This window comes from Aerolutibacter ruishenii, from assembly GCF_007830115.1.
In the GTDB taxonomy this organism is placed as follows: Bacteria; Pseudomonadota; Gammaproteobacteria; order Xanthomonadales; family Xanthomonadaceae; genus Aerolutibacter; species Aerolutibacter ruishenii.
This window is the reverse complement of the sequence record NZ_VLKP01000026.1, coordinates 1-6,808: the sequence shown is the minus strand read 5'-3', so window position 1 is coordinate 6,808 and position 6,808 is coordinate 1. Positions and strand designations below refer to the sequence as shown.

At 61.4% G+C, this 6,808-nt stretch carries 7 protein-coding genes, 2 pseudogenes and 1 other annotated feature; of the genes and pseudogenes, 6 read left to right on the top strand and 3 right to left on the bottom strand.

Annotated features, from left to right (window positions below; translation table 11 throughout):
- Both IP93_RS15560 and IP93_RS15555 read right to left on the bottom strand, forming a co-directional pair.
- The coding region (locus IP93_RS15560; protein WP_158636384.1) for a site-specific integrase at positions 1-266 on the bottom strand (266 nt) is incomplete at its 3' end.
- On the bottom strand, positions 263-676 hold the full coding sequence (locus IP93_RS15555; protein WP_014159604.1) for a MerR family transcriptional regulator: 414 nt from the start codon (positions 674-676) through the stop codon (positions 263-265). The genes IP93_RS15555 and IP93_RS15560, both read right to left, overlap by 4 nt.
- 105 nt (positions 677-781) lie before the next feature.
- Between IP93_RS15555 and IP93_RS15550 the strand changes: the two genes are divergently transcribed.
- The 6 genes and pseudogenes from IP93_RS15550 to IP93_RS15530 all read left to right on the top strand — a co-directional run bounded on the left by IP93_RS15550 (position 782) and on the right by IP93_RS15530 (position 6,550).
- Complete coding sequence (locus tag IP93_RS15550) at positions 782-1,399, top strand: cation efflux transmembrane domain-containing protein (RefSeq protein ID WP_014159605.1); 618 nt, start codon at positions 782-784, stop codon at positions 1,397-1,399.
- A gap of 479 nt (positions 1,400-1,878) precedes the next feature.
- A protein-coding gene (locus IP93_RS15545) for an IS3 family transposase (RefSeq protein WP_144817215.1) occupies positions 1,879-3,104 on the top strand; the annotation gives its coding sequence in 2 pieces (ribosomal slippage) (positions 1,879-2,167 and positions 2,167-3,104; 1,227 coding nt in all).
- Positions 2,160-2,276, top strand: a sequence feature (AL1L pseudoknot). Its footprint overlaps the gene before it by 117 nt.
- A gap of 406 nt (positions 3,105-3,510) precedes the next feature.
- Positions 3,511-3,744 (top strand): annotated as a pseudogene (locus IP93_RS16115) (dolichyl-phosphate-mannose--protein mannosyltransferase); the annotation flags it as partial.
- Between the two features lie 158 nt (positions 3,745-3,902).
- Positions 3,903-5,618 carry a phosphoethanolamine transferase gene (locus IP93_RS15540; protein WP_055765228.1) on the top strand — a complete coding sequence of 572 codons (1,716 nt, stop codon included), beginning with the start codon at positions 3,903-3,905 and terminating at the stop codon, positions 5,616-5,618.
- A gap of 71 nt (positions 5,619-5,689) precedes the next feature.
- Complete coding sequence (locus tag IP93_RS15535) at positions 5,690-6,061, top strand: diacylglycerol kinase (protein ID WP_027080084.1); 372 nt, start codon at positions 5,690-5,692, stop codon at positions 6,059-6,061.
- A 141-nt stretch (positions 6,062-6,202) separates the two neighbouring features.
- Complete coding sequence (locus tag IP93_RS15530; RefSeq protein WP_242006900.1) at positions 6,203-6,550, top strand: hypothetical protein; 348 nt, start codon at positions 6,203-6,205, stop codon at positions 6,548-6,550.
- Here IP93_RS15530 and IP93_RS15720 read toward each other — a convergent pair.
- Positions 6,530-6,808, bottom strand: a pseudogene (locus tag IP93_RS15720) (hypothetical protein); the annotation flags it as partial. The gene IP93_RS15530 and the pseudogene IP93_RS15720 sit on opposite strands and share 21 nt — an antisense overlap.

Here is a 6,808-nt window from a genome sequence, read left to right as displayed (position 1 = left end):
CCTTTGAGCACCTTGCGCACCAGCGGCGACCGGGTCGGGTCGACAAAGCCGTGGTCGCGGTGCCAAGAGGCAATGGCGGCCAGCCGGTGGCGAAGCGTGCTGGCGGCTAGGGTCTGCGCATACGCGGCCAGGTACCGCGCCACGCTGTCCGGTGTCGCTGGGAGGTGGCCTTGCCATTCAACCTCGAAGTGCCGCAGCGCCGACGCATAGCTGCGCACCGTGTTCTGGCGCGTGGCTGCATCGAGGTAGCGGTCCAGTTCGGTCACTGGCGCGTGGCCTCCACAGCGACCGGCTGCCGCAGGGTCGACAGGATGGTGCATTCAGCCCGCTGCCCACCGTGGCAACTGGCAATCACCCGTTCCAACTCGGTGGCCATGCGCTCCAGGTCGGCCATGCGCGCCCGCACGTCGGTCAGATGGCTGCGTGCCAGCCGGTCCACGTCCCCGCACGAAAGCTCCTCATCGCCGGCCAGCTGCAGCAGGCTGCGGACCTCCTCCAGGCTGAAGCCTAGGTCCCGGCCGCGCGCAATGAAGCGCAGCCGCTCGATGTCGGCCGGGCCATAGACCCGGTAGCCATTGCCCGAGCGCCCCGGGCGCGGCAACAGGCCGATCCGCTCGTAATAGCGGATCGTCTCCAGGTGGCATCCACTGGCGTCGGCAGCCTCACTGATTTTCATTCGTAGTACGCTTGACTCCGTAGTAGCTACGGACTTTACACTCACCTGCTGTGTCATGCCAGCGACCCGCCCGGGCCCGGCTTCCCTGCGACTGGAGATGTTCCGATGAGTGATTGCGGCTGCCACCACGAGGCCAAGAATGCGCAGGAGCGGCGCGTCCTCTGGATCGCCCTAGCGTTGAACGCGGCGATGGCCGTGATCGGCGGCATCGCCGGCTGGATTGCCCATTCCACTGGCCTGCTGGCCGACGCTCTGGACATGCTGTCCGATGCCACCGCCTATGCCATTGGCCTGGTCGCTATCGGGCGCACGGCGCGCTTCAAGGCCAATGCCGCTTGGGTCAGCGGCAGCGTGCTGCTTGTGCTGGGTGTGGGCGTGTTGGTTGAGGTGGGCCGCCGGGTGATGTACGGCGCCGAGCCGGTCAGCGGCTGGATGATTGGCACCGCCCTGCTGTCGCTGGCGGTCAATATGGCGGTGCTGCGCATGCTGGCACCGCTAAAGTCCGGCGAAGTGCATCTGCGAGCGACGTGGCTGTTCACGCGGGCCGATGTGGTCGCCAATGTTGGGGTGATCCTGGCCGGTCTGTTGGTGTGGTGGCTGGCCAGCCCGTACCCGGATTTCGTGATCGGCGCCCTGATCGGCCTGTATGTGATCAAGGAAGCCTTCGAGATTTTAGGTGATGCCCGCCGGGCAGGTGCCGACGCGCGCAAGACGGCTGCATGACCAGGCTTGGCCGACTGAGCTCGGACTCTGGCGGCTGCGCTTGAACCCGGCACTGTCACGTGGCGCAGCTGGCCCCCGACCTAATCCGTCGCAGCTCAATCTGCGTGACCGTGCGGAAGCTCAGGCAAAACGTTAACTTTCTGTTCTTCGGATGCCGGATTCCGTCAATTTCCCGCGCCAGCTTTTGCCTGGCCACCTGACTCGCAGAGGCCACTCGAGCCCGCGAGATTGATGAATAAGCGTCAGCTTGCTGATGAGCGGGACCCAAGGTATCTTTCCGGCCTCAAATGTATCAGTCCTAGCCACACGTGCCTTCCATTGTCATCCATGCCAAGCGCTACGCTCTGGCACTGCTGCTCGCAGTGATGATCATCGTGCCTGTCGTTGATGCTTCGGTCTGCTTCTCTGAGGAGCAGTCACACCAGGAAGTGAACCGCCCCGGGTTCTCCGGAGGCTCCAACCTTTGAGAGGATGGAGCCATGAAGACGACAGCAACACGTTACTCCCCGGAGCTGCGCGAGCGCGCGGTGCGGATGGTGCTGGAGCACCAGGGCGATCACGGATCGCAGTGGGCAGCGATTGCCTCGATCGCCGGCAAGGTGGGCTGTACGCCCGAGTCGCTGCGCCGCTGGGTGCGCCAGGCCGAGCGTGATCGCGGCTTGCGCAGCGGACCGACCACGGACGAACAGGCGCGGATGAAGGCGCTTGAGCGGGAGGTGCGCGAGCTGCGGCAGGCCAACGAGATCCTGCGCAAGGCATCGGCGTATTTTGCCCAGGCGGAGCTCGACCGCCGGTTCAAGCCATGACGGCGTTCATCGACGAACACCGCGGCAGCTACGGAGTCGAGCCGATCTGCAGGGTGCTGCCGATCGCTCCGTCGACCTACTACACGCATGCGGCCCGGCAGGCCGATCCGGAACGCCAGACGATGCGGCAGCGTCGCGATGCCGACCTGTGCGAGCATATCCGCCGCGTCTGGGAAGAGAACTTCCAGGTGTACGGCGTGCGCAAGGTCTGGCGGCAGCTGCTGCGCGAGGGCGTGCAGGTCGCCCGCTGCACGGTGGAGCGCCTGATGCGGCAGATGGGGCTGCGTGGCGTGGTCCGCGGCAAGCCGGTACGCACCACGATCGGCGACCCGGCGCGCCCGTGTCCGCTGGACCGGGTGAACCGGCAGTTCCGCGCCGACCGGCCCGATGCGCTGTGGGTATCGGACTTCACGTACGTCTCGACCTGGCAGGGCTTCGCCTACGTCGCCTTCGTCATCGACGTGTTCGCCCGGCGCATCGTCGGCTGGAAGGTGGCGGCCACCGCGCACACGGACTTCGTCCTTGATGCGCTGGAACAGGCCCTGCACGCCCGTCGTGGCGCGGCCAGCCGTTCCCTGATCCATCACTCCGACCGCGGCAGCCAGTACGTCTCGATCCGCTACAGCGAGCGATTGGCCGAGGCCGGCATCGAACCTTCCGTGGGCAGCGTAGGCGACTCTTACGACAACGCGTTGGCCGAGACGATCAACGGACTGTACAAAGCGGAGGTGATCCACCGACGCTCCTGGCAAAGCCGCGAGGCCGTCGAGCTGGCCACCCTGGAATGGGTGGACTGGTTCAACCACCGACGCCTGCTGGAGCCGATCGGGAACATCCCGCCGGCCGAAGCCGAAGCAGCCTACTATCAGCAGACCCGTGAGCTCGCCATGGCGGCGTGACTCACACCAACGAGCCTCCGGGATTCCCGGGGCGGTTCAAAGTGGCAGGGCCAGGCGATGGCCACCCCGATAAGGCGCATGCCGCTTGTGGTCACGGTCACTGCCACCACAGCAGCACTTTTGTGGCGTCCAACGGTTTCACCAGTGCCGAAGCCGCAAGAAATGAAGGCGGGCACACGTTCTACGAACAGCCCATGACGTCCCACATCCCGGACACGCTGATTAGACCTCCCAGGCTTTGATCGCATAACAGGCGCAACGCGCCTGTCAGTCCTTCTGCGATCACCTTTGTGTAGGTCTTTCCATGAACACATCTTGTTGCTGGGCGCTCCGTGCGCTCGGCCGACGCGTGGCTGCACGTGCAGTCGCCGGCCAGTACTGCGCCGCCTTGAAGAAGGCGACCTGAATGCCCTTCTCAACATCTACCAATCTCCGAACTGCACGCGATCGAGCGGCACTACTGATGGCAACCTCCGTGCTTGCCATCGGCGCATCTCTTGGTGTGCGCGATTTTGGGCCTGTCGACGAACCGAGATTTGCCTTGGTTGCCACCCAAATGGTGGCAACCGGAAGCTCGCTGTTCCCGCGTCGGGGAGCGGAGCTGCACCCAGACAAGCGTCTCTTCATGTGGATCTCGGCTGCACTGCTGTCACTGACCCAAAACCTGCGGACCGCGGTCCTGGCCCCTTCGCTGGTGTCAGGCGTTGCATATGTGTGGATGGCTTTCCATCTAGGAACGCGCAATGGCGGCCGTGTGCGCTAGGGGCGCGCGCGGTGGTCAATAAAAAGGAATCACCAATGCATTACGTGAAAACAGAATTCAACCGAGGCAGTTCGCGCGGGGGCCTAGGCTCAGATCCACTGGGCCGTCTTGGCAAGCCCATCTGCGGCCCGCAGCTGGGCGTCAACACGTTGATTATCATCGTGGCGATGTACTTCACGTTCTTTCTCAACAGCGCGTTCTTCGCAGAAGTAATTGCGAAGAGTGGTGCGGACGGAGCAGCTCGTGCGCTACTTGTTATCTCTACGGGAGCGATCCTCACTGCCTTGAATGTGCTCATTCTCGGATTGCTATGCGTTCGATGGACGGTGAAGCCGGTTCTTGCATTGCTTCTCGTCGTGTCCGCTACTGCTGCCTACTATTCAGACAATTACAGCGTCTACTTCGACGCCAGCATGGTACGAAATGTGCTGAAGACCGACGGCGCTGAAGCCGGAGAGTTGCTGACCTGGGGCTTCTTTCTTGCGGTACTAATTAAAGGCGTCGTGCCAGCTATCGCGGTATGCATGGTAAGGCTCCAACGTTCTTCCAATGTGACGCGGGCGATACTTGCAAGAGTGCTTCTACTTGGCATGGCGGTTGTTGTAATCGTTGGCGCGGCAATTGCGTCATTCGACGACCTCTCATCACTCATACGCAATCACAAGCAAGTCAGATACCTTGCAAACCCTGGAAACTACATCGCTTCCATTGCGAAGGTTGTGCGAGAAGACACCCGTGCGGAGCGCGGTCCGATCCAAGTGGTTGGCCCCGATGCCATGATGACGCCTCATCCGCCAGGCGCGAAGCCCCACTTCTTGGTCATCGTTGTAGGTGAGACGGTTCGTGCGCAGAACTGGGGTTTGAATGGATACGGCAGACAGACAACGCCACAGTTGGCAGCGTTGGACGTCGTCAATTTCTCAGACGTGACCGCCTGCGGGTCAAACACCGAAGTGTCGGTGCCCTGTATGTTCTCTGCGTACGGGAGGCGAGACTACGATCGAGACAAGATCAAAGGTTCGGAGTCGCTTCTGCATGTTTTGGAGCGTGCCGGGGTCAGGACCCTATGGCGTGACAACCAGACTGGATGCAAGGGCGTCTGCTCTGATCTGGCATTTGAATCCTATCGCGTGCCGGTCAAGGATGTTCTGTGCGACGACCAAGCATGCCGTGACGAGATTATGCTGCAAGGTCTGCATGACTCGATCGAGGACAACCCTGGTGATGTCGTTGTCGTTCTACATCAGCTGGGGAACCACGGACCCAGCTACTTCAAGCGATACCCGGAAGATCTGACGAAATTTACTCCCGACTGCCGAAACGCAGACTTGGGCAAGTGCACACGCGGTGAAATCGTCAATGCGTATGACAACGCGGTCCTTGCGACAGATGACTTCCTTGCAAAGACAATTCGCATGCTTGAACAGGACAAGAGTCACGATACCGGGCTGATCTATGTCTCCGACCACGGCGAGTCATTAGGGGAGGCGAACGTCTATCTTCACGGGCTCCCCTACGCTATCGCCCCTGATACTCAGATCAAGGTGCCGATGGTGATGTGGATGTCTGATGGTATGAAGAGCAGCAACAACCTGGACCTTCAATGTGTCCGGGACCGATCAAAGCAGCCGTCCAGCCACGACAACCTCTTCCATTCTGTGCTTGGCCTGATGCAGGTTAGGACGACGGTGCTAGACGAGAGCCTAAATCTGTTCTCAGGCTGTACCAGCAACGCCGGTCACAGCCTATAGCCGACCACGGCGAGTATCGCTGTTGGAAGACCCGTGAGCGTCTCTTGGGCCCAAAAGAAGGAAACATCGAAGTGGCAGATATGTACGGTCATCGTCCGCGGAGCATTGCGCGCGTCTTTGAGGCGCTTCGCTGGTCTCTCCAGGGGCTGAGATCAGCTTGGCTGCATGAATCGTCGTTTCGGTTGGAAGTTGTTATGGCCGCGGTGGCATTACCTACAGCTATCTTTTTCGGCAACTCAGGGGTAGAGCGAGTGCTTCTCATGGGGAGCGTACTGTTCGTTTTGGCATTCGAGCTGCTGAACTCCGCTATCGAGGCAGTGATCGAACGGTATGGCCCAGAAATCCATGAGCTGGCTGGTCGTGCGAAGGACATGGGGTCGGCTGCGGTGTTCGTGGCTCTTTGCAATGTCGCCCTCACATGGGCCGTTATCCTTGTGGGTTGATTCCCTGGGTCCCGACCTGAACGGGGCTAGGGTGCGTTCAAGCACAGCCACCGTAGTGTTTTTATGTAATTGTATCCGTCCAAAAGAGGTTGCTAACCTTTCCCAATGCGTCGCTCTCTGCCTGCTATTCGTATATACCTGATGCTGCTGCTTTTGGCGGCGTTCGTGGTCGTGCCTGTGGCCGAGGCATTGGCGTGCGCGCAAGAAGCGACGGTCAGCGTGGGCGATGTGCACGCCTTGCAAAGTGATTCAGACTCCGAGTCGAGCAAGAGCAAGGATTCGTCCAGTGCCGATGCCTGTGGCCATGGGCATTGCCACCATTCAACGGCAAGCCTCCCAGCTGCCGGTCACGACGATCTGTTCGCCGATGGCCGGATTTCGCTGCACAGTACCGAGCACGGGGACGTCTACGCCCTCCGACTCGACGCGGAACGTGTCAACACTTTCCCAACACTCGTTGCGAGATTTCTATGTAACAACTTCGGGTAGCCCGGTGTCGACCGGGGTGGGGACGATGGTCAGTGCGCCGGAGGTAGCCAGCAGTTGCGAGGCATGCATGGCGAGGTCGGGGTTGATGTGCACGGCGGCGGGCGGCAGGGCGACGGTGGGCGCGCCTTTGACGTAGCGCTCGGGGTGGCGTGTGTAGTGCTCGGTGAGCGCCTGCTGGCGGACGGCGGCAACGGTGGGCACGCGGTCATGGAAGAGGTCGGCAGGTGTGAACAGCGCCAACCCTTCGTGCGGACGATC